Origin of the sequence: Isoptericola sp. AK164 (assembly GCF_029643425.1) — a bacterium.
Lineage (GTDB): Bacteria > Actinomycetota > Actinomycetes > Actinomycetales > Cellulomonadaceae > Isoptericola > Isoptericola haloaureus.
In genome coordinates this window covers 459,642-480,902 of record NZ_CP119106.1, presented here as the reverse complement: position 1 = coordinate 480,902, position 21,261 = coordinate 459,642, and the positions used below count along the sequence as shown (strand labels likewise).

The window sequence follows — 21,261 nt, the reverse complement described above, 5'->3', positions numbered from 1 at the left end:
TCGTGGGCGACCGGGTCGGGCCGGTCGCCCGTCACGAGGCCCCGGCCGGACGGCCGGGACCGGGCACCCGTCCACGACGGGTGCCGCGCTCAGCCGGACACGAGGTCCGCACCGAGCGAGAACAGCACGGGCACCAGCCCGAGCAGGACGAAGGCCGGCAGGAAGCACAGGCCCAGGGGCAGCACGAGACGCACCGCCAGACGGCCTGCCGCGGAGCGCGCCGCGGCCCGCCGCCGCTGCCGCAGCTCGCCCGCGGCGGCCCGCAGCGCGTCCCCCGGCGCGACGCCGTCGGTCCAGGCACCGCGCAGGGCGTCACGGAGCGGGTCGAGGGAGCGGGGACGCCCGCCACCACCCGCCACCGGCGCGGCCCGCGCGGTCGCGTGCGCCGTGTCCCAGGCGCTCTGCCAGTCCCCGCCGAGGCGCAGGGCCACCGCGACGGTGCGCAGGGTCCGGCCGTCGGCCCCTCCGACGGCGGCACCCACCACCTGCAGCGCACGAGGCACCCCGACCCCGGCGCCCACGGCCGTGGCCACCAGCTCGAGCAGCACGGCGACGTCGACCGGGCCCGGCGGGGACCGGACGTCGTCGCCGGGCGGCCGGTCGTCGCCGTGCAGCACCTCCGACGGCCGGGTGGGCACCGCGGTCGTCCGGGCGACGACCTGCCGTCGGCGACGGCGCGCGGCGGCGGCCGTCCACCACCACGGCGCCAGCCCGGCGAGCACGAGCGCCCCGACCACCACCGCGATCACGGTTCCGCCCCGGCCCGCCGGGCCTCGCCCACCAGGCGCGCCGTCCACCACCGGCCGACGGCCAGCGACACCGTCCCGGCGACGACGGCGGCGGTCCCGAGCCCGCCGTCGGCAGCGGTGCCGACCGGGTCGGCGCCGAGCACCGCGCCGAGCAGCACCCCCAGCACGGGCAGCCAGGCCAGGACCCGTGCCGTGGTCTGCGGACCCGCCAGGGCGGCGTCCCGCTCGCCCGCGGCCTCGTCCTCGGCCACCAGGGCGTCCGCCACCGCCTCCAGCACCTGCCCGAGCGGCGCCCCGACGTCCCGGGACAGCCGGGCGCCGGCCAGCACGGCCGCCGTCCGGCGCGGCTCGGTGAGCACCTCGGCGAGACGTCCGGCCTCCGGCACCCCGTCGGCGCCGGTGGGGACGTCCAGGCCACGGGCCCAGGCCGCGGCGGGCGGGGAGCCCGCCCGCAGGAGCGCGACCACCTGGGCCAGTGCCACGCGGACCCGGTCCGGTGCTCCGGAGCTCCCCCCGGCCCGGCGCGGCCACCACCAGCGTCGTCCGCCCGCGCGGTGCGACGGGCCGAGAAGGTCGGTGGCACGGCGACCACCGGGAGCCGCGACGCACCACACCGCGCACGTCACGCACAGTCCCGCGAGCAGCCCGGTCACGACGCCCACCGTTCCCGCAGCGCGTCCCACGCGGCGTCGGTCTCGGGATCCGTCCGGCCGGGCCCGCGCCAGGACGCCACGGGCGCCACCTGCAGGTCGCCGCGCTCGGAGCGGCTGACGGTGGCGATCTGGGCGAGGTGGCGCCGGCCGCGGTACCGCCGCAGGTGCAGCACCACGTCGAGCGCGGCGGCGGCCTGCGCGGCGACCGCGGCGCGTGACATGCCGGCCAGCGCGGCCAGGGCCTCGAGCCGCGCGGGTACGTGCTCGGCGGCGTTGGCGTGCACGGTGGCCATGCCGCCGTCGTGCCCGGTGTTCAGGGCCAGGAGCAGCTCGCGCACCTCGGCCCCGCGGCACTCGCCGAGCACGATCCGGTCCGGCCGCATGCGCAGGGCGCCGCGCACGAGGTCGGCGAGGGTGATCTCGCCGACCCCCTCGACGTTGGGCCGGCGTGCCGCGAGCGCCAGCACGTGCGGGTGGACGGGGGCGAGCTCGCGCGCCTCCTCGACGGTGAGCAGGCGTTCGTCGTGCGGGACCCGGCCGAGCAGCGCGGCGAGCAGCGTCGTCTTGCCCGTCCCGGTGCCACCGGTGACCAGCAGGTTGGCCCGGCGCCGGACGAGGCCGTGCAGCACGGGCAGCCAGGGGTCCGGGACGGTGCCGTGCGCGGCCAGGGCCTCGAGGTCGAAGGTGGCCTGCCGCAGCACCCGCAGGGCGATGGCCGCGCCGACCGGTGCCACGGGGGCGACCGCGGCGTGCAGCCGGGTGCCGTCGGGCAGGCGGGCGTCGACGACGGGGCTGGCGTCGTCGAGCCGCTGGCCCGCGACGGCGGCCATCCGGACCGCCAGCTCGCGCACGGCGTCGGGCGAGGGGAACGCCAGGTCGGCCCGTTCGAGTCCGTCGCCGCGGTCGACCCAGACCTCCTCGGGCCCGTTGACGAGGACGTCCGTGACACCCGGGCCGTCGAGCAGCGGCTGCAGCGGTCCGGCGCCGACGAGCTCGGCACGGGCTGCGCGGGCGAGGTCGGTCAGCGCGTCGGACCCGAGGACGCGTCCGGTGGAGCGCAGTGCGGCGGCGACGTCGGCCTCGCCGGGTGGCGCCGTGCGGTCGGCGCCGCCGAGGCGGGCGCGGACGTCGTGCAGGAGTCGGCCGTCGAGCGTCGTCATGCCGCACCCCGGTGGTCCGACGGCTGCGGCAGGAGCTCGACGAGCCGGTCCGCCGCGCGGCCCAGCGGCGTGCGGCGCCCGGTGCGCGGTCCGTGGCCGCGTTCGACCTGGGCGGCCAGCCGGGGATCCCACCCGACCGTGGCCGCCACGGCGAGTCCGAGGAGCCGACCGAGCTCGCGCTCGTCGACCCGTCCGGGGGCGGGGCGGCACGCGACGGGCACCACGCGCGGGGTCCCGGCCTCGGCGAGCTGGCGAGCCGTCGCCAGGGCCCCGGCCGCACCGGCGGTGCGCAGCGGGGTCACGAGCACGACGACGTCGGCCGCACCGGCCAGCGACAGCGCCGAGGCCGTCCGGCCGACGGGACGCGGCAGGTCGAGGACGACACGGTGCCCGGTGCGCAGCAGCGCCGTGGTCGTGTCCAGCACGACCGGGTCGGCCGGGGCCGTGGGGTCACGATGCGCGCCGGAGAGCACGGGGACGGCTCCCCAGCGCGGCAGCGCCGCGACGAGCGAGCCGCCGTCGACGGTGCCGCGGGCGTCGGCGAGATCGGCCCAGCGGGCGCCCGGCGCGGCGTCGACGCCCAGGAGCACGTCCAGTCCGGGGCCGGGGACGTCGAGGTCGACGAGGGCGGTCGCCCCGACCCGGCGACGCAGGGTGCGGGCCAGTGCGGCCGCGAGCACGCTGGCGCCGGCTCCTCCGCAGGCTCCGACGACGCCGATCAGCCGACCGCACGCCGGCGGTCCGGCCGACGTCCCTCCGGGGACGGGGCCCGCCGGCGCGCCGGCGGCGACGGGTGCGGTGGCTGTCTCCATGCCCGCCACCGTGCCGGGCGGGCACGGCACCCCGGTGCGCAGGACCCGGGGTGCCGGGTCGTTCTGGGGACGGCGGCGGGCCGGGGGTGACCCGCCGCGGGCGCGCCGCCGTCCTGCCGACCCGGCGGCCGACGGCGCTAGGCTCGCCCCCATGAGCACCTCGCCGCTGGATCCACGGCAGCACGGGGGCAGGGCGTCGGCCGGTCGTCGGGTGGCCGCGTTCTTCGATCTGGACAAGACGATCATCGCCACCAGCTCCACCGCGGCCTTCTCCACGTCGTTCCTCGCCGGCGGCCTGCTGACGCGCGGGGACGTGCTGCGCAGCGCGTACGCGCACTTCCTGTTCCTGGTCGGCAGCGCCGACGCCGACCAGACCGAGCGGATGCGCCAGCACCTCTCCGAGCTCGCGACCGGGTGGGAGGTGGCCAAGGTGACGCAGATCGTGGCCGAGACCGTGCACGAGCACATCGACCCGTACGTGTACGCCGAGGCCGTCGAGCTGATGGCCGAGCACCACGAGGCCGGGCACGACGTCGTGGTGGTCTCGGCGTCGGGCACCGAGCTGGTCGAGCCGATCGCGGCGATGCTCGGTGCGGACCACGTCATCGCCACCCGGCTGGCCGTCGCGGACGGCCGCTTCACCGGGGAGATCGACTTCTACGCCTACGGGGAGAACAAGGCGACGGCGATCCGTGACCTGGCGGCCAAGCGCGGCTACGACCTGGAGCGCTGCTACGCCTACTCCGACTCGATCACCGACGCGCCGATGCTGTCGGCCGTCGGCCACGGGCACGCGGTCAACCCCGACCGGGTCCTGCGCCGCCTCGCCGCGGAGAACGGGTGGGGGATGCTGACCTTCACCCGGCCCGTCGCGCTGCGACCGCGGGTGCGCGTCGGCCCGGTCCTCGCGGCGGTCGGGCTGCTGGGTGCCGCGGGTCTGGCCTGGTGGTGGCGTCGCCGCCGCGACGGCCGCGCGACGGCCTGACGGTGGCACTTGCGGTGGGGCTCGTCCGGGCGTTCCATGGAGACACCAGGACGGACCGCGGGACCCACGCTCTGGAAGTCCACGTCGAGGACTCGTCGAGCGGGCTGGACCCGGTACGACGATCGAGGAGCAGGCGCCTGTTACCCGTGGCTCGTCCGGCGAGAGCGGCGTTCGTCCCACGGGGCGGACGCCGTTCCCGTCGTCGGGGCCCTGCCGGCCTGTCCCGGTGCCCCGCGGGGCCGGCTGTCGCGGACCGTCCGCCGACGGATCCGACCGCTCGGCGCACCGGGTCGACCGCTCGCGGGACGGCGCCCGGACGACAATTAATGAGGTTTCCTCACTATATGCTGCTCCGGCGTGATCCCGCCCACCTTCCGGGTCTAGACTCGCCGGTGTGCGGCCCGGAGAGGCACGCCTGACGGACGGAACGCGACGACGCGGAGGAACCCAGTGACCGACACCCAGTCCAGCAGCCCGAGCCTGGAGAACCTGCTCCACGAGACCCGCACCTTCCCGCCGAGTCCGGAGTTCGCCGTCCAGGCCAACGCCCAGCCCTCCCTCTACGAGGACGCCGCGGCCGACCGCCTCGAGTTCTGGGCCCGGCAGGCCCGCGAGCTCGTCTCGTGGAAGACGCCGTTCACCGAGACCCTCGACTGGTCCGGCGCTCCCGTGGCCCGATGGTTCGCCGACGGCACCCTCAACGCCGCGTACAACGCGGTCGACCGGCACGTCGAGGCCGGGAACGGCGACCGGGTCGCGATCCACTTCGAGGGCGAGCCCGGCGACACCCGCACCGTCACCTACGCCGACCTGCAGCGCGAGGTCTCCCGGGCCGCGAACGCGCTCGCGGCCCTCGGGGTCGAGTCCGGCGACCGCGTCGTCATCTACATGCCGATGCTGGTCGAGTCCGTCGTGGCGATGCTCGCCTGCGCCCGGATCGGCGCCGCGCACTCCGTCGTCTTCGGCGGGTTCAGCGCCGACGCGCTGCGCAGCCGCATCGCCGACGCCGAGGCCAAGCTCGTCATCACCGCCGACGGCGGGTACCGGCGTGGTGCGCCGAGCTCGCTCAAGCCGGCCGTCGACGAGGCGCTGACCGGCGAGGGCGCCGAGAGCGTCCAGCACGTGCTCGTCGTGCGCCGGACCGAGCAGGACGTCGAGTGGACCGAGGGCCGCGACGTCTGGTGGCACGACGCCGTCGAGGCCGCCGACACGTACCACGAGCCGGTGTGGGTCGAGGCCGAGCACCCGCTCTTCATCCTGTACACCTCCGGCACCACCGGGAAGCCCAAGGGCATCCTGCACACCACCGGCGGCTACCTCACCCAGGCCGCCTACACGCACCGGAACGTCTTCGACCTCAAGGCCGAGAGCGACGTCTACTGGTGCTCGGCCGACATCGGCTGGGTCACCGGGCACACCTACATCGTCTACGGGCCGATGCTCAACGGCGCCACCCAGGTGCTCTACGAGGGCACGCCGGACACCCCGCACAAGGGTCGCTGGTGGGAGATCGTCGAGAAGTACAAGGTGTCGCTGTTCTACACGGCCCCGACGGCGATCCGCGCCTGCATGAAGTGGGGCGAGGAGATCCCCGCGGAGTTCGACCTGTCCTCCCTGCGCCTGCTCGGCTCCGTCGGCGAGCCGATCAACCCCGAGGCGTGGATGTGGTACCGCCGCGTCATCGGCGGCGACACCGCCCCGATCGTCGACACCTGGTGGCAGACCGAGACCGGCGCCATCATGATCAGCCCGCTGCCCGGCGTGACCTCGGCCAAGCCCGGCTCGGCGCAGGTGCCGCTGCCCGGCATCAGCGCCGACGTCGTCGACGACGAGGCCCGGCCCGTGCCCGACGGCGGGGGCGGCTACCTCGTGCTGTCGGAGCCGTGGCCCTCGATGCTGCGCGGCATCTGGGGCGACCTGCAGCGCTTCAAGGACACGTACTGGTCGCGGTTCCCGGGGCTGTACTTCGCCGGCGACGGTGCCAAGAAGGACGAGGACGGCGACATCTGGCTGCTCGGCCGCGTCGACGACGTCATGAACGTCTCCGGCCACCGGCTGTCCACCACCGAGATCGAGTCGGCCCTGGTCTCCAACGACCTGGTCGCCGAGGCCGCCGTGGTCGGGGCGTCCGACGAGCTCTCGGGGCAGGCGGTGGTCGCGTTCGTCATCCTGCGCGGCGAGCACGCGGACGAGGCGTCGACGGACGAGGGCTCGGCCCGCATCGAGAAGACCCTGCGCGACCACGTCGCCAAGGAGATCGGCCCGATCGCCAAGCCGCGCAAGATCCTCGTCGTGCCCGAGCTGCCCAAGACGCGCTCCGGCAAGATCATGCGGCGCCTGCTGCGCGACGTCGCCGAGAACCGCGAGGTCGGCGACGCCACGACGCTGGCGGACTCGTCGGTCATGAACCTCATCCAGGCCGGCCTCGCCAAGCCCTCGGAGGACTGACCCGGAGCGAGCCTGCGAGCGCAGGGCCAGTCCGACCATCCGGACCGAGGACTGACCCGGAGCGAGCACGCCTGACGCCGAGATCGACCCATCCGTACCGAGATCGACCCACCATGAGTCGATCTCGATACGGGTGGGTCGATCTCGCGGGACCGGGCGGTCGCGGGACCGGGCGGTCGGGCGGCCAGGCGGGCGCCCGGCACCCCGGCGCGCCGCGCCTACTCGGCGGCGAGCGCCCGGCTGGTGCGGCGGTACACCGACGGCGTCTCCCCCGTCAGCCGCACGAACGTCCGGGTGAACGACGGCTGGTCGTAGAACCCGGCGCGCACCGCGACGTCCGCGAGGGCCAGGTCGGTCCGGGTGAGCAGCGTGGTGGCGTGGTCGACCCGCGCCCGCAGCACGAACTGCTTCGGCGTCAGCCCGAACACGCGGCGCATCCGCCGCTCCAGCGCCCCGGGCGTGCAGCCGGCGACCTGCGCGAGCTCGGCCTGCGTCACCCCCACCCCGAGGCGCTCCTCGACCACCTCCACGACCCGCGCCATCGACCCGATCACCTGGTCGTGCACGTCGCGGGTGCCCAGGTCGCGCGAGGTCGACACGAGCCCGAGCACGACGCCGTCGCGCTGCACCGGCAGCTTCGTCGTCAGGTACCACCCCGGCACCCCGCCGGGCCGGCGGATCAGCTCCAGCTCGTTGCGCAGCGGCCAGACCTCGCGCAGCACCCGGTCGTCCTGCTCCTCGTACCGCGCGGCGAGCTCGGGCGCGAACAGCTCGGCCGGGGTGCGTCCGACGACGTCGCGCGGCGAACGCCGGTTCGCCCGGTCCACGAAGGTCCGGTCGACCAGGACGTAGCGGCCGGTGACGTCCTTCGCGCAGAACATGGTGCCGGTCATCTCGTCGAGCAGGTCGACGAGCTCGGGGGACAACGCCTCCACGAGCCGGCGCGCCTCCGGCCACAGCTCCACGGGTGCGCCGATCGCCATGGCGCCGGACGCTACCACCGGTCGGCACCACCGGTCGGCGCAGCAGCCGGGCTCCCCCGGACACCGCCGTCGGTCCACAATGGACGGGTGCGACTCCCCGTCCCGATCGAGATCGGCCCCCTGTCCCCGTCCGAGCAGGACGCCGTGCGCGCCCTGGCCGCGCAGGCCGCCGCCCACGACGGCGTCGACCCGCTGTCCGAGCAGCCGCTGCTGCGGCTGGGTGACGACGGCCCCGACCTGACCCACGCCGTCGTGCACGCGCGGTCCGGCGGGACCGTCGGCTACCTGCAGGTGGACCGGGGCGGCGACGTGGCCAGCACGGAGCTGGTCGTCCACCCGGAGCACCGCCGCGGCGGGGTGGGCACTCTGCTGCTGCGGACCGCGGAGCGCGACGCACGGCTCCCGGAGCGTTCCGGCACCCCGGACCAGCGCGGCAAGCCGCTGCGGGTGTGGGCGCACGGCGACGTGCCGGCCGCCCGCGCCTTCGCCGAGGCCCGCGGGTACGACGTCGTGCGCGAGCTGTTGTTCCTGGCCCGGCCCCTCGACGGGACGGGCGACGCTCCCGAGGTGCCCGACGGCTACACGCTGCGCCCCTTCCGGGCCGGGGAGGACGACGGCGCCTGGGTCTCGCTCAACGCGCTCGCGTTCGCCGACCACCCCGAGCAGGGACGACTGGGGCTGGACGACCTGCACGCCCGCACGGCCGAGCCGTGGTTCGACGCCGAGGGCTTCCTGCTGCTCGACCGGCCCGACGGGGGCCTGGCCGGGTTCGTGTGGACGAAGGTGCCCACCGACCAGCCCGCGGGGCAGGCCGACGGCGAGATCTACGCCCTCGGGATCGACCCGGCGACGCAGGGCCACGGGCTGGGGCGGCTCCTGACGCAGGCGGGCCTGCACCACCTCGCCGCGGTGGGCTGCACCCGGGCCGTGCTGTACGTCGAGGGGGACAACACCCCCGCGCTGCGCACCTACGAGCGGGCCGGCTTCACCCGGGCCGCCGTCGACGTGCAGTACGCCCGGCCCTGACACGCACCGCGGCCACGTCACCCGCCGTTCACCAATCAGTGCCACGATGGAGCCTATGACAGGATCCACCATGTCCTCGGCGCGTCCGCGCGACGCCCGCGGCCGGTTCGTCGCTGCCGCGACCACGACCTCGTCCGAGACCCGCACGACCGCGAAGGCAGGACCCCGACGGATGGATCCCGAGCTCGCCGCCCACATCGCGGAGCACATCGCCGAGGAGCCCGACCGCGACCAGGTCGTGGAGGAGTCGCTGGCGCAGCCGGAGCTCCCCGAGGACCGGTTCGCGGACCGCGAGCTGAGCTGGCTCGCCTTCAACGAGCGCGTGCTGGAGCTGGCCGAGGACGAGTCGCTGCCGCTGCTGGAGCGGGTGCGGTTCCTGGCGATCTTCGCCTCCAACCTGGACGAGTTCTTCATGGTCCGGGTCGCCGGCCTCAAGCGCCGCATCGCCACCGGCATCGCCGTGACGGCCGCCTCGGGCCTCAGCCCGCGCGAGGTGCTCGAGGGCATCGGGCTGCGGGCCCACGAGCTGATGGACCGGCACGCCCGCGTGTTCCGCGACGACGTGGCGCCGGCGCTGCACGACGAGGGCATCACGCTCGTGCACTGGGACGAGCTGCTCGAGAAGGAGCAGCACCGGCTCAACAAGTTCTTCCGCAAGCACATCTTCCCGGTGCTGACCCCGCTCGCGGTGGACCCGGCGCACCCGTTCCCGTACATCTCCGGGCTGTCGTTGAACCTGGCCGTCGTGGTGGCGAACCCGCTGACCGGCAAGGAGCACTTCGCGCGGGTCAAGGTGCCGCCGCTGCTGCCCCGGTTCATCGCGGTGGACGACCGCGGCCGCCCGAGCGCCCCGACGCCGACCCAGAAGGGCGGGACGCAGAAGTCGTTCGTCCCGCTGGAGGAGGTCATCGCCCAGCACCTGGACTACCTCTTCCCCGGGATGGAGATCCGGGAGCACCACACCTTCCGCGTCACCCGCAACGAGGACGTGGAGGTCGAGGAGGACGACGCCGAGAACCTCCTGCAGGCGATGGAGAAGGAGCTGCTGCGGCGCCGCTTCGGCCCGCCGGTCCGCCTCGAGCTGCACGAGGAGATCTCGCCGCGCATCCGCGAGCTGCTGGTGCGCGAGCTCGGCGTGGTCGAGGAGGAGGTCTACCAGCTGCCCGGGCCGCTCGACCTGACCGGGCTCAACGTCCTGGCCGACATCGACCGCGCAGAGCTGCACTACCCGCCGTTCGTCCCGACGACGCACCGCCAGCTCGCCGAGGTGGAGTCGGCGATGCCCGGCAACGTGTTCGCCGCGATCCGCGAGCGGGACGTCCTCCTGCACCACCCCTACGACTCGTTCTCGACGTCGGTGCAGACCTTCCTCGAGCAGGCCGCGGCCGACCCCAAGGTGCTGGCGATCAAGCAGACGCTGTACCGCACCTCGGGCGACTCCCCCATCGTGGACGCCCTCATCGACGCCGCCGAGGCGGGCAAGCAGGTGCTGGCCCTGGTGGAGATCAAGGCCCGGTTCGACGAGCAGGCCAACATCTCCTGGGCGCGCAAGCTCGAGGAGGCGGGCGTCCACGTCGTCTACGGCATCGTGGGCCTCAAGACCCACTGCAAGCTGTCCCTGGTGGTCCGCCAGGAGTCCGACGGGCTGCGCCGCTACTGCCACGTCGGCACCGGCAACTACCACCCCAAGACGGCCCGGCTGTACACCGACCACGGCGTGCTCACCTGCGACTCGGACGTGGGCCAGGACCTGACCCGGCTGTTCAACCAGCTCTCGGGCTACGCGCCGCACTCGAAGTTCCACCGCCTGCTCGTGGCGCCGCGCACGGTGCGCAGCGGGCTGATCGAGCGGATCGACCGCGAGGCCGACGCGGCCCGGGCGGGGCACGAGGCCTGGGTCAAGATCAAGGTGAACTCCGCCGTCGACGAGGCCACGATCGACGCCCTGTACCGCGCCTCGCAGGCCGGTGTGAAGGTGGACCTGGTGGTGCGCGGCATCTGCGCCCTGCGCCCCGGCGTCCCCGGCCTGAGCGAGAACGTCCGCGTCCGGTCGATCCTCGGCCGCTTCCTGGAGCACTCGCGGATCTTCGCGTTCGCGAACTCGGCGGGCCCCGCGATCGGCGAGGGACCGGACAGCGGCCCGGAGGTCTTCATCGGCTCGGCCGACCTCATGCACCGCAACCTGGACCGCCGCGTCGAGGCCCTCATCCGCGTGTCGGACCAGGGCCAGATCCTGGAGCTGCTGGAGCTGATGAACGACTCCATGTCGTCCGGCACCGCCTCGTGGCACCTGCTGCCGGACGGCACCTGGCGTCGTCAGGTCGCGGACGAGGACGGCCAGCCCACGGTGGACCTGCAGTCCGTGCTCGTCGACCGGCACCGCCGTCGTCCGCCGAGCTCGCGGTGAGTCCCGCCCGATGAGCACCACGTCGCACTCCGCTCGTGCGCTGCGCACGGCGACCCCCTTCGTCGACCCGCTGGGGCCGACGTCGGTCCAGCACGCCCCGGTGATCCAGACCGCCGGCGCGGTCGTGTGGCGCATCCGCCACGACCGCCTGCAGGTCCAGCTCGTGCACCGGCCCCGCTACGACGACTGGTCGTGGCCCAAGGGCAAGCACGAGGAGGGCGAGTCGCTGGCGACCACCGCCGTGCGGGAGGTCACCGAGGAGACCGGCAAGCCCGTCGTGCTGGGTCTGCCGCTGCCCGGCCTGCAGTACCTGACCCCGGAGGGCCGGGTGAAGCGGGTGCACTACTGGGCCGCGCGCCGCGCCTCGGCCAAGAGCGACTCGCGCGCCCTGGCGGCGCGGACCCCGATCGCCCCCGCGTCCAAGCGGGAGATCGACAAGGCGGAGTGGCTCGACGCCGAGGACGCCGCCGAGCGCCTCACCCGACCCACGGACCGCGCGCCGCTGGACGCCGTGGTCGAGGCGTTCCGCGACCGGCAGCTGGCCACGCACGCCGTCGTCATCGTCCGGCACGGCCGGGCCCTGCCGCGGACGAACTGGTACGGCGTCGAGCAGGACCGTCCGCTGACCCCGCTGGGGCACGGTCAGGCCGCCGCGCTCGTGCCGGTGCTGGCCTCCTACGGCGTGGACGCGGTGATCTCGAGCCGCTGGGAGCGGTGCGCGACGACGATCGACCCGTACGTGCGCGCGGCGAACCTGCGCCCGGAGTACAGCGACAACCTCGGCGAGGCCCAGCACGAACGGTCCCCGGCGCGCGTGGCCGCGGCCGTGCGCGACCTGCTGGAGGCGGACCGGGCCTCGGTGCTGTGCACGCACCGCCCGGTGCTGCCGACGGTGCTGGACGTGCTGGGTCAGCACTCGAGCCGGGCGGTGGCGGCGACGCTCCCCCGGCGCGACCCGTACCTGGAGCCCGGCGAGGCGCTGGTCGCGCACGTGGCGCGCACGCCGAAGGGCCCCCGGGTGGTCGCGGCGGAGCGGGTGGCTCCGCAGGTCTTCTGAGCCGCGGTCGCTCGACCGGTCAGGCGACGGGGCGCCCGCCCCGCAGGACCGTGCGCACGATCGGCACGCCCGGGCGGTAGGCCAGGTGCACGTGCGAGGGTGCGTCGAGCACGACGAGGTCGGCCCGCGCCCCGGGCTCCAGCGTCCCGACGTCGTCGCACCGCAGGGCCGCGGCTCCGCCGGCGGTGGCGGCGCGCACGGCCTCCAGGGGTGTCATTCCCATCTCCCGCACCGCGAGCGCCACGACGAACGGCATCGACGAGGAGTAGCAGCTGCCGGGGTTGCAGTCCGTGGCGAGGGCGACGGCGACGCCCGCGTCGAGCAGGGCCCGCGCGTCGGGATAGGGCGAGCGGGTGGAGAACTCCACGGCGGGCAGCAGCGTCGCCACCGTGCTCGACCCGGCCAGCGCCGCGACGTCGTCCCCGGTGAGGTGGGTGCAGTGGTCGACGCTGGCGGCACCGACCTCGACGGCGAGCCGGACGCCGGGACCGGGCCCGAGCTGGTTGCCGTGCACGCGGGGCAGCAGCCCGGCGCGGATCCCGGCCGCCAGGACCTCCCGGGACTCGTCGGCGTCGAACGCGGTGGGTGCGGCGGGCTCGCAGAACACGTCGACCCACCGGGCGTGGGGTGCGCAGGCGGCGAGCATCGGGCCGGTGACGAGGTCGAGGTAGGCGCGACGGTCGTGCGCGGCCTCGGCCGGCACGGTGTGGGCACCGAGGAACGTCGTCTCGTCGGTGAGCTCGCGCGCCAGGCGCAGCATGCGTTCCTCCGTGGCGACGTCCTGGCCGTACCCGCTCTTGATCTCGACGGTCGTGGTCCCCTGGGCGCGCATCTCCGCCACGAGGCGCCGGGCACCGTCACGCAGGACGTCGTCGGAGGCGGCCCGGGTCGCGGCCACGGTGGTGGCGATGCCGCCGCCGGTGTACGGCTCGCCGGCCATCCGGGCGGCGAACTCCGCGGACCGGTCCCCGGCGAAGACGACGTGCGAGTGCGAGTCCACGAACCCGGGGATCACGCAACGTCCCTCGACGTCGAGCCGGTCGTCCGTGGCCGGGGCCTGCGCGGCGGGGCCCGTCCAGGCCACCCGCCCACCGGAGACCACCAGCGCGGCGTCGGTCAGGACCCCGGACGCGCCGTGCGCCGGGTCGTGCGTGACGAGCTCGCCGATGCCCGTGACGAGCAGCGTGCGGTCCTTCGTGGGTTCCGTCATCGTGCCTCCTCCACGAGGTCCCAGACCCTCGCGATCGACGTCCGCAGGGCGGCGGCCACGTCCAGGTCGACGTGCCGCCCGTCGCGGACCACGGTGCGTCCGTCGCGGACCACGGTCCGCACGTCGCCGGCCCCGGCGACCAGGGCGAGCTGGGCGGGGTCGGTTCCCGCCACGGCCGGCGTGTCGAGGGCCACGGCGACGAGGTCGGCCCGCGCCCCGACCTCGATCCTGCCGGCGTCGTCCCAGCCGAGCGCGCGGTGGCCGGCCGCGGTGGCCGCCTCGACCACGGCGGCGGGCGCGAGCACGCCCCGGCGGCCGGTGCGCAGCCGGGCCTGCTCCTCCAGCCCGCGCGCCTCGGCGAGCAGGTCGGCGGCCACGTGCTGGTCGGAGCCGACGCACAGCGGCACCCCGGTGGCGGCCAGCCGGTCGACGGGCGCGAGCCCGTCGGCCAGGTCGCGTTCCGTCGTCGGGCACACGCACACCGCGGTGCCGGACGCGGCCAGCCGGGCGACGTCGTCGGCGTCCAGGTGGACGCCGTGCACGACGGTGGTGCGCGGGCCGAGCGCGCCGGCGGCGTCGAGCACCCCCGTGGGGCTCGTCCCGTGGACCGACCGTGCCGCCTGGTTCTCGCCGGGCTGCTCGGACAGGTGCGCGTGCAGCGGGGCCTCGTGCTCTTGCGCCCAGGCCGCGACGACGGCGATCTCGTCCGGCGCGAGGGCCCGCACCGAGTGCACGGCCGCGCCGACCCGGACGTCGTCCGCTCCGGCCCAGGCCGACCGCAGCTCCTCCACGCGGGTCCGCCAGGCGTCGGCGTCCCCGTCGCCGAAGCGCCGCTGCGAGGGCGCGAGCGGCCGGTACGCACCGGCGGCGCCGTCGACGTCCAGGCCGCCGTGCAGGTAGCAGGTGTCGAGCAGCGTCAGGCGCACCCCGGCCCGGGACGCGGCCCGGCGCAGCGCCCCGGCCATGGCGTGCGGGTCGTCGTACCGGCCGCCGTCGGGCGCGTGGTGCACGTAGTGGAACTCCCCGACCGCCGTCACGCCCGCGAGCGCCAGCTCCGCGTAGGTGGCGGTGGCGAGCTCCTCGTAGAGGGCGGGGGTCAGGACGTCGGCGACGGCGTACATCCGCTCGCGCCAGGTCCAGAAGGATCCGCCGTCGTCGTGGGTGCGTCCGCGCAGCGCGCGGTGGAACGCGTGCGAGTGCGCGTCGGCCAGCCCGGGCAGGACGACGCCGGGCAGCACCGTGTCGGCGGCGACGGGTGCCGTCCCGGGTTCGACGGCGGTCACCCGGCCGGCGGAGGTCTCGACGCGCACCCCGGCGGCGAGGCCGCCGGGCAGCCACGCGTGCTCGCACCAGAAGGTCACGCGGCCTCCCCCAGCAGGTCGGTCAGGACGTCCGCGAGCGCCGCGACCCCGGCCTCGCAGTCCGCCTCCTCGGCGTGCTCGGCGGGCGTGTGGGAGGCCCCCGTGGGGTTGCGGACGAACAGCATCGCGGTCGGCACGCCGGTGGCGGCCAGGATGCCGGCGTCGTGCCCGGCGCCGGTCCCGATCACCGGCGCGGGCGCCGTGCCGGCGGGGCGTCCGACGACGTCGGCCAGGCGGGCGGCCAGGGCCGGGTCGAGCACGGTGGCCGGGGACCAGGACTCCTCGACCGGGCCGTAGCCCGACAGGTCCGCGAGGACCCGGTGCACGGCGTCCTCCCGGGGTGCCCGGGAGTCGATCCAGGCTCGGACCCGCGACGGGATCGCGTTGACCCCGTTCGGCTCGACGGAGATTTTCGCGACGGTGGCGAGCGCGTCGGCCGACCCGGCGGCGGCCCGGACGTCCTGGACGAGGCCGGCCAGGTCCAGCATCGGGTCGTGCCGGTGGGCCAGCGGCGTCGTGCCGGCGTGGTTCGCCTCGCCGTGCAGGTCCACGCGCCAGCGGCCGTGCGGCCAGATCGCCGAGGCCACGGCGACGGGCGCGGAGTCGTCGCCGTGCAGGTCCGCGAGGTAGCGGCCCTGCTCCACGTGCAGCTCGACGAAGGTGCCCACCCGGGCCAGCGCCTCGGCGTCGGGCCCGTAGCCGGCCGGGTCCAGACCCGCTCCGGCCAGGACGTCGGCGAGCGTGTCCCCGGCGTCGTCGCGCAGACCCAGCAGGCGGTCGGCACCCGCGGTGCCCGTCACGGCCCGCGACCCGAGGCAGGCCAGCCCGAACCGGGCGCCCTCCTCGTCGGAGAAGTTCACGACGCCGAGGGGCCGCGCGGGGTGCACGCCGCGGGCCCGCAGCACGTCGACGGCCGCGAAGGCGCTCGCGACGCCCAGCGGGCCGTCGAACGCGCCGCCCCCGGGCACCGAGTCGAGGTGGCTGCCGGTGACGACACCGGGGCCGTCGGCGTCCGGGTCGCCCCACCACGCCCACTGGTTCCCGGCGCGGTCCACGGCGACGTCGAGCCCGCGGGCGGCGGCCTCGGCGACGAACCACTCGCGCAGGGCGAGGTCCGCCGTCGTCCAGGCGAAGCGGGCGTACCCGCCGCTCGGTGCCCGTCCGACGTCGGCGACGTCCCGCAGCAGTCCCGCGACCGCCGTCATGCGCGGCCCATCGGGCGGACGAGGCCGCCGCGCTCGGCCGCGGCGACGGCGTCGTCGTACCCCGCGTCGGCGTGCCGCAGCACCCCCGTCGCCGGGTCGTTGGACAGCACCCGCTCCAGCTTCTGCGCGGCGAGCTCGGTGCCGTCGGCGACCGTCACCTGGCCGGCGTGGATCGACCGGCCCATGCCGACGCCGCCGCCGTGGTGCAGCGACACCCAGGTCGCGCCGGAGGCCGTGTTGACCAGGGCGTTGAGCAGCGGCCAGTCCGCGATCGCGTCCGAGCCGTCCGCCATCGCCTCGGTCTCGCGGTACGGCGAGGCCACCGAGCCGGAGTCCAGGTGGTCGCGTCCGATGACGATCGGCGCGCTGATCTCCCCGGACTCGACCAGCTCGTTGAACCGCAGGCCGGCGCGGTCGCGCTCGCCGTGGCCCAGCCAGCAGATGCGGGCGGGCAGGCCCTGGTAGGCGACCTTGTCCTGGGCCGCGCGGATCCACCGGTGCAGGTGGTCGTGCTCGGGGAAGAGGTCGAGCACGGCGCGGTCGGTGGCCGCGATGTCGCGCGGGTCCCCGGACAGCGCCGCCCACCGGAACGGCCCCTTGCCCTGGGCGAACAGCGGGCGGATGTAGGCGGGCACGAAGCCCGGGAACTCGAAGGCCCGCTCGTACCCGCCCTGGCGGGCCTCGTCGCGGATCGAGTTGCCGTAGTCGAAGACCTCGGCACCGGCGTCCTGGAAGCCGACCATCGCCTCGACGTGGCGGGCCATCGACTCCCGCGCCCGGTCGGTGAACTCCTCGGGCTTCGCGGCGGCGTACTCGGCCCAGTCGGCGACGTCGACGCCCACCGGGAGGTAGGACAGCGGGTCGTGGGCGGAGGTCTGGTCGGTGACGACGTCCACGTCGGCACCGCGGCGGAGCAGCTCGGGCAGCACCTCGGCGCTGTTGCCGGTCAGGCCGACCGACAGCGGCCGGGCGGCGGCCTTCGCCTCCTGCACCTGGCGCACGGCGTCGTCCAGGGAGTCGGCGACGACGTCCAGGTAGCGCTCGCGCACCCGCCGCTCGAGACGTGACCGGTCGACGTCGACCACGAGGCAGACGCCCCCGTTGAGGGTGACGGCGAGCGGCTGCGCGCCGCCCATGCCGCCGCAGCCGCCCGTGACCGTCAGCGTCCCGGCGAGCGTGCCCCCGAAACGCTTGGCGGCCACCGCGGCGAGCGTCTCGTAGGTGCCCTGCAGGATCCCCTGCGCGCCGATGTAGATCCACGACCCGGCCGTCATCTGGCCGTACATCGTCAGCCCGAGCTGCTCGAGGCGGCGGAACTCCGGCCAGGTCGCCCAGTCCCCCACGAGGTGGGAGTTGGCGATGAGCACCCGCGGCGCCCACTCGTGCGTGCGCAGCACACCCACCGGCTTGCCGGACTGCACGAGCATCGTCTCGTCCGCGCGCAGGTCGGTCAGCGTGCGGACCATCGCGTGGAAGCTCGACCAGTCCCGGGCGGCACGGCCCGTGCCGCCGTAGACGACCAGGTCGTCGGGGCGCTCGGCGACCTCCGGGTCGAGGTTGTTCTGCAGCATGCGCAGCGGCGCCTCGGTCTGCCAGCTCCGGGCGGTCAGGGTGGTGCCGCGCGGGGAACGGACCGGCACCGGCGTACCGCGGTCGTAGGTCGTCATCGGTGACTCCTCGGGTCGGTCGGGTCGGTCAGGCGAGGTCGCCGACGGCGGCGGTCGCGGCGTCCAGCACGGCCCCGTCGGCCACGAGGTCGACGACGGCGTCGATCTCGGGCGTCAGGTACCGGTCGGGCCCCGGGCCCTCGACCCGGGTGCGCAGCAGGTCGCGGACGGCCCCGGTGCCCGCGGCCGGCCCGTGGGCCGGGTCCGCGGCGGCGCGCAGGTCGAGGGCGCGGGCGGCGGTGAGCAGCTCGATCGCCAGGACTTGGGTCAGCCCGTCCACGGCGCGGCGCAGCTTGCGGGCACCGGCCCAGCCCATGGAGACGTGGTCTTCCTGCATGGCCGAGGACGGGATCGAGTCCACGCTCGCGGGCGCCGCGAGACGCTTGAGCTCGGAGACGATCCCCGCGGCCGTGTACTGGGCGATCATCAGCCCCGAGTCCACGCCGGGGTCGTCGGCCAGGAACGGCGGCAGGCCCTCGTTGCGCGCGACGTCGAGGAACCGGTCGGTGCGGCGCTCGCTGATGCTGGCGACGTCGGCCACGGCGATCGCCACGAAGTCGAGGACGTACGCCACCGGGGCGCCGTGGAAGTTGCCGTTGGACTCGACCCGGCCGTCCACCGTCACCACGGGGTTGTCGATGGCCGCGGCCAGCTCGCGGTCGGCGACGAGGCGCGCGTGGTCGAGGGTGTCGCGGGCGGCGCCGTGCACCTGGGGGGCGCAGCGCAACGAGTAGGCGTCCTGGACGCGGGTGCAGGCCGGCGTCCCGTCGGGTGCGAGCTCGCGGTGGCTCGCCATGAGGGGCGACCCCGCGAGCATCGCGCGCAGGTTCGCCGCCGACGCCGCCTGCCCGGGGTGGGGGCGCATCGCCACGAGGTCGGCCACGTACGGGGCGTCGGAGCCGAGCAGCGCCTCGACGCTCTGCGCGGCCGCGACGTCGGCGGTGGCGAGCAGACCCTGCAGGTCGTCCAGGGCCAGGCAGAGCTGGCCGAGCATCCCGTCGGTGCCGTTGATGAGCGCGAGCCCCTCCTTCTCCTGCAGCGCCAGCGGCTCGATCCCCGCCGCCGCCAGCGCCTCCCCGGCCGGGCGCCGGGTGCCCGCGGCGTCGCGGACCTCGCCCTCGCCCAGGGCGGCGAGCGCCACGTGGGCCAGCGGGGCGAGGTCGCCCGAGCAGCCCAGGGAGCCGTACTCGTGGACGACGGGCGTGAGCCCCTCGTTCAGCATCGCCGCGTAGGTCTCGGCGACGACGGGACGCACCCCCGTCCGGCCGGTGCACAGCGTGGCCAGACGCAGCAGCTGCAGGGCGCGCACCACCTCGGTCTCCACCTCGGGCCCGGAGCCCGCGGCGTGGGAGCGCACCAGGGAGAGCTGGAGCCGGGCCCGCGACCCGGCGGGGATGTGCCGGCGGGCGAGTGCCCCGAACCCGGTGGACACGCCGTAGTGGGGGGCGACGTCGTCCGCCAGCGCGTCGATCACGGCCCGGGAGCACGCCATCGCGTCCCGGGCCGCGGCGCCCACGGCGACCGGGGCGCCGTGGCGTGCGACGGCGACGACCTGGTCGACCCGCAGGGGGGATCCGTCCAGCAGGACCGTGGCGGTCCCCCGGCGGTGGGTGACGGGGGACGGCGGCGAGGGGTGCGTCGTGCTCATGCCCTCATCGCACACCCGCCGGTGATCGGTGGGGCGTCGCCGGACGGCGATAGTGTCTGGGATACCAGACAGCGTAATCGGTCCGGCACGGGAGGTGGCGCGGCGTGGCAGGCAGCAGCGACGTCCCCGCGGCGCGCGCCACCGCGCGTCTGCTCGCCCACCTGGCCGCCCAGCCCGGCCCGGTGCCCGCGTCGTCCGTGGCCGCGAGCCTCGACCTGCCCCGGTCGTCCGTCTACCACCTGCTGTCCGTCCTGGCCGACGAGGGGTTCGTGACCCACTACCCGGAGGAGCGCCGCTACGGCCTCGGGGTCGCCACCCTCGGGCTCGGCACCGCCTACACGCGTCAGGCACCCGTGACCCGGCTGGCGCGCCCCGTGGTCTCCCGGCTGGTGGAGGCGACCGGCGAGAACGGCCACCTCGCGCTCCTCAACGGACGCGAGGTGCTCTACCTCGTCGAGCAGCGGGCACCGGGCCGCCCGCCGCTCGTGTCCGACGTCGACGTCCGCCTGCCCGCCCACCTCACGGCGTCGGGGCGGACCGTCCTCGCCCACCTGCCCGCGGCCCAGGTCCGGGCCGCCTACCCGACCACCGGGGCGTTCAGCGACCGCACGGGCCGGGGGCCGCGCACGCTGAGCGAGCTGCGGACGGTGCTGCGCGAGGTCCGCCGGCGGGGGTACGCGGTCGAGGACGGCGAGGTGACCGACGGCTTCGCCTCGGTGGCGGACGTCGTCGTCGACCACCTCGACCGGGCGGTGGCCGGGCTCGCCCTGACGTTCCGCTCCGCCGACCGCGGCCCCGAGGACCGCGAGCGGCTGGCCCAGCAGGTGTCCCGGGCGGCCGCCGCGATCAGCGCCCGGCTGGGCGCCCGGCCGCGGTGAGGATCAGCCGCCGGCCAGGGGCAGCAGCGCGAGCGTCGCCCCCGCGGCCAGGAGCCCGGCCACGGGTGCCGTGAGCACCCAGTAGATCGCGATGGTGCGGACCACGCCCCAGCGCACCGCGGTCCACCGGCGGGTCGCGCCCGCGCCCATGATGGCCGAGGTGATGGTGTGCGTCGTCGACACCGGTGCGTGCAGCACGATGGCGTTGGCGTAGAGCACGACGGCCGACACCGACTCCGCGACGAAGCCCCGTGCCGGGTCGAGCTCGATGATGCGGCGACCCAGGGTGCGCATGATGCGCCACCCGCCCGCGTAGGTACCGACCGCCATCGCGGTGGCCGCGGCGATCTTGACCCACAGCGGGATGCCCTCGCGCGCGGCGGTGGAACCGACGGTGAGCAGGGCGAGCCAGATGACACCCATCGTCTTCTGCGCGGACTGCAGACCGTGGCCGAGCGCCATCGCGGCGGCCGAGGCCGTCTGCGCCACCCGGAAGCGGCGGTTCACCCGTGCCGGGGCGACGTTCCGCAGCATCCACATCAGGGCGACCATGAGCACGTAGGCGCCGACGAAGCCGATCAGCGGGGAGAAGAGCGTCGGCAGCACGACCTTGTCGACCACCTCGGCGCCGTACACCGTCATCCCACCGGCGATGCCGGCTCCCAGCAGACCGCCGATGAGGGAGTGCGTCGACGACGTCGGCATCCCGTACCACCAGGCGAAGAGGTTCCAGGCGATCGCCCCGAGCAGTGCGCTGAGCACGACGACGAGGGACTGCACGGCGGTGCCGTCGTCGAGCTCGACGATCGAGGTGGCGATGGTCTCGGCCACCGACGTCCCCAGCAGCGCACCGACGAAGTTCATGCCCGCCGCCATGGTCACCGCGATGCGCGGGGTCAGCGCCCGCGTCGACACCGAGGTCGCGACGGCGTTCGCCGCGTCGAGGAACCCGTTGGTGTACGCGAACCCGAGCGCGACGGCGACGATGACGACGACGAGCGCCAGCTCCACC

General features: G+C 75.6%; 17 protein-coding genes. 6 read left to right on the top strand and 11 right to left on the bottom strand.

From position 1 onward, the window contains the following. Positions 1-89: 89 nt before the first annotated feature. From PO879_RS02200 to PO879_RS02185, 4 genes are read right to left on the bottom strand one after another with little or no spacing between them, the layout of a single operon-like run. Positions 90-749: a type II secretion system F family protein gene (locus PO879_RS02200; RefSeq protein ID WP_278236310.1), complete on the bottom strand. Its 660-nt coding sequence runs from the start codon at positions 747-749 to the stop codon at positions 90-92. Beyond that, complete coding sequence (locus tag PO879_RS02195) at positions 746-1,402, bottom strand: hypothetical protein (protein WP_278236309.1); 657 nt, start codon at positions 1,400-1,402, stop codon at positions 746-748. Before PO879_RS02195 ends, PO879_RS02200 begins: the two co-directional genes overlap by 4 nt. Beyond that, positions 1,399-2,562: a TadA family conjugal transfer-associated ATPase gene (locus tag PO879_RS02190; RefSeq protein WP_278236308.1), complete on the bottom strand. Its 1,164-nt coding sequence runs from the start codon at positions 2,560-2,562 to the stop codon at positions 1,399-1,401. Before PO879_RS02190 ends, PO879_RS02195 begins: the two co-directional genes overlap by 4 nt. Then, positions 2,559-3,374, bottom strand: a complete 816-nt coding sequence (locus PO879_RS02185; RefSeq protein WP_278236307.1) for a pilus assembly protein FlpE — start codon at positions 3,372-3,374, stop codon at positions 2,559-2,561. The genes PO879_RS02190 and PO879_RS02185 overlap by 4 nt, the downstream gene beginning before the upstream one ends. Positions 3,375-3,525: 151 nt before the next feature. On the opposite strand from PO879_RS02185, the gene PO879_RS02180 reads away from it, so the two are divergent. Both PO879_RS02180 and acs read left to right on the top strand, forming a co-directional pair. Next, entirely contained in the window at positions 3,526-4,359 is an 834-nt protein-coding gene (locus PO879_RS02180) for an HAD-IB family hydrolase (protein WP_278236306.1), read from the top strand. 450 nt (positions 4,360-4,809) lie between these two features. Beyond that, complete coding sequence (acs, locus tag PO879_RS02175) at positions 4,810-6,807, top strand: acetate--CoA ligase (RefSeq protein ID WP_278236305.1); 1,998 nt, start codon at positions 4,810-4,812, stop codon at positions 6,805-6,807. Positions 6,808-7,025: 218 nt separating this feature from the next. Here the strand turns inward: acs and PO879_RS02170 are convergent, their stop codons facing one another. Next, positions 7,026-7,790, bottom strand: a complete 765-nt coding sequence (locus tag PO879_RS02170) for a helix-turn-helix domain-containing protein (protein WP_278236304.1) — start codon at positions 7,788-7,790, stop codon at positions 7,026-7,028. Positions 7,791-7,877: 87 nt separating this feature from the next. On the opposite strand from PO879_RS02170, the gene mshD reads away from it, so the two are divergent. The 3 genes from mshD (at position 7,878) to PO879_RS02155 (ending at position 12,280) form a co-directional block, all read left to right on the top strand. Further along, the gene (mshD, locus tag PO879_RS02165) at positions 7,878-8,816 is read left to right on the top strand and encodes a mycothiol synthase (RefSeq protein ID WP_278236303.1); all 939 of its coding nucleotides are present in this window, start codon (positions 7,878-7,880) and stop codon (positions 8,814-8,816) included. Positions 8,817-8,988: 172 nt separating this feature from the next. Beyond that, complete coding sequence (locus tag PO879_RS02160; RefSeq protein WP_278237432.1) at positions 8,989-11,223, top strand: RNA degradosome polyphosphate kinase; 2,235 nt, start codon at positions 8,989-8,991, stop codon at positions 11,221-11,223. 10 nt (positions 11,224-11,233) lie between these two features. After that, positions 11,234-12,280 carry an NUDIX hydrolase gene (locus PO879_RS02155; RefSeq protein WP_278236302.1) on the top strand — a complete coding sequence of 349 codons (1,047 nt, stop codon included), beginning with the start codon at positions 11,234-11,236 and terminating at the stop codon, positions 12,278-12,280. Between the two features lie 19 nt (positions 12,281-12,299). On the opposite strand, the gene hutI is transcribed toward PO879_RS02155, so the two are convergent. The 5 genes from hutI to hutH are packed head-to-tail and all read right to left on the bottom strand — an operon-like array spanning position 12,300 to position 19,371. Beyond that, on the bottom strand, positions 12,300-13,490 hold the full coding sequence (gene hutI / locus PO879_RS02150; protein WP_278236301.1) for an imidazolonepropionase: 1,191 nt from the start codon (positions 13,488-13,490) through the stop codon (positions 12,300-12,302). Continuing rightward, entirely contained in the window at positions 13,487-14,851 is a 1,365-nt protein-coding gene (locus PO879_RS02145; RefSeq protein WP_278236300.1) for a formimidoylglutamate deiminase, read from the bottom strand. The genes hutI and PO879_RS02145 overlap by 4 nt, the downstream gene beginning before the upstream one ends. After that, complete coding sequence (locus PO879_RS02140; RefSeq protein WP_278236299.1) at positions 14,848-16,056, bottom strand: allantoate amidohydrolase; 1,209 nt, start codon at positions 16,054-16,056, stop codon at positions 14,848-14,850. The genes PO879_RS02145 and PO879_RS02140 overlap by 4 nt, the downstream gene beginning before the upstream one ends. Then, positions 16,053-17,723 carry a urocanate hydratase gene (hutU, locus tag PO879_RS02135; RefSeq protein WP_278236298.1) on the bottom strand — a complete coding sequence of 557 codons (1,671 nt, stop codon included), beginning with the start codon at positions 17,721-17,723 and terminating at the stop codon, positions 16,053-16,055. Before hutU ends, PO879_RS02140 begins: the two co-directional genes overlap by 4 nt. Positions 17,724-17,751: 28 nt before the next feature. Then, positions 17,752-19,371, bottom strand: coding sequence for a histidine ammonia-lyase (gene hutH / locus PO879_RS02130; protein ID WP_278236297.1), 1,620 nt, complete (start codon positions 19,369-19,371; stop codon positions 17,752-17,754). A gap of 104 nt (positions 19,372-19,475) precedes the next feature. Between hutH and PO879_RS02125 the strand changes: the two genes are divergently transcribed. Next, positions 19,476-20,249 carry an IclR family transcriptional regulator gene (locus tag PO879_RS02125; protein WP_278236296.1) on the top strand — a complete coding sequence of 258 codons (774 nt, stop codon included), beginning with the start codon at positions 19,476-19,478 and terminating at the stop codon, positions 20,247-20,249. Positions 20,250-20,252: 3 nt separating this feature from the next. Here PO879_RS02125 and PO879_RS02120 read toward each other — a convergent pair whose 3' ends face one another. Then, on the bottom strand, positions 20,253-21,260 hold the full coding sequence (locus PO879_RS02120; protein WP_278236295.1) for an inorganic phosphate transporter: 1,008 nt from the start codon (positions 21,258-21,260) through the stop codon (positions 20,253-20,255). Between the last annotated feature and the right edge of the window lies 1 nt (position 21,261).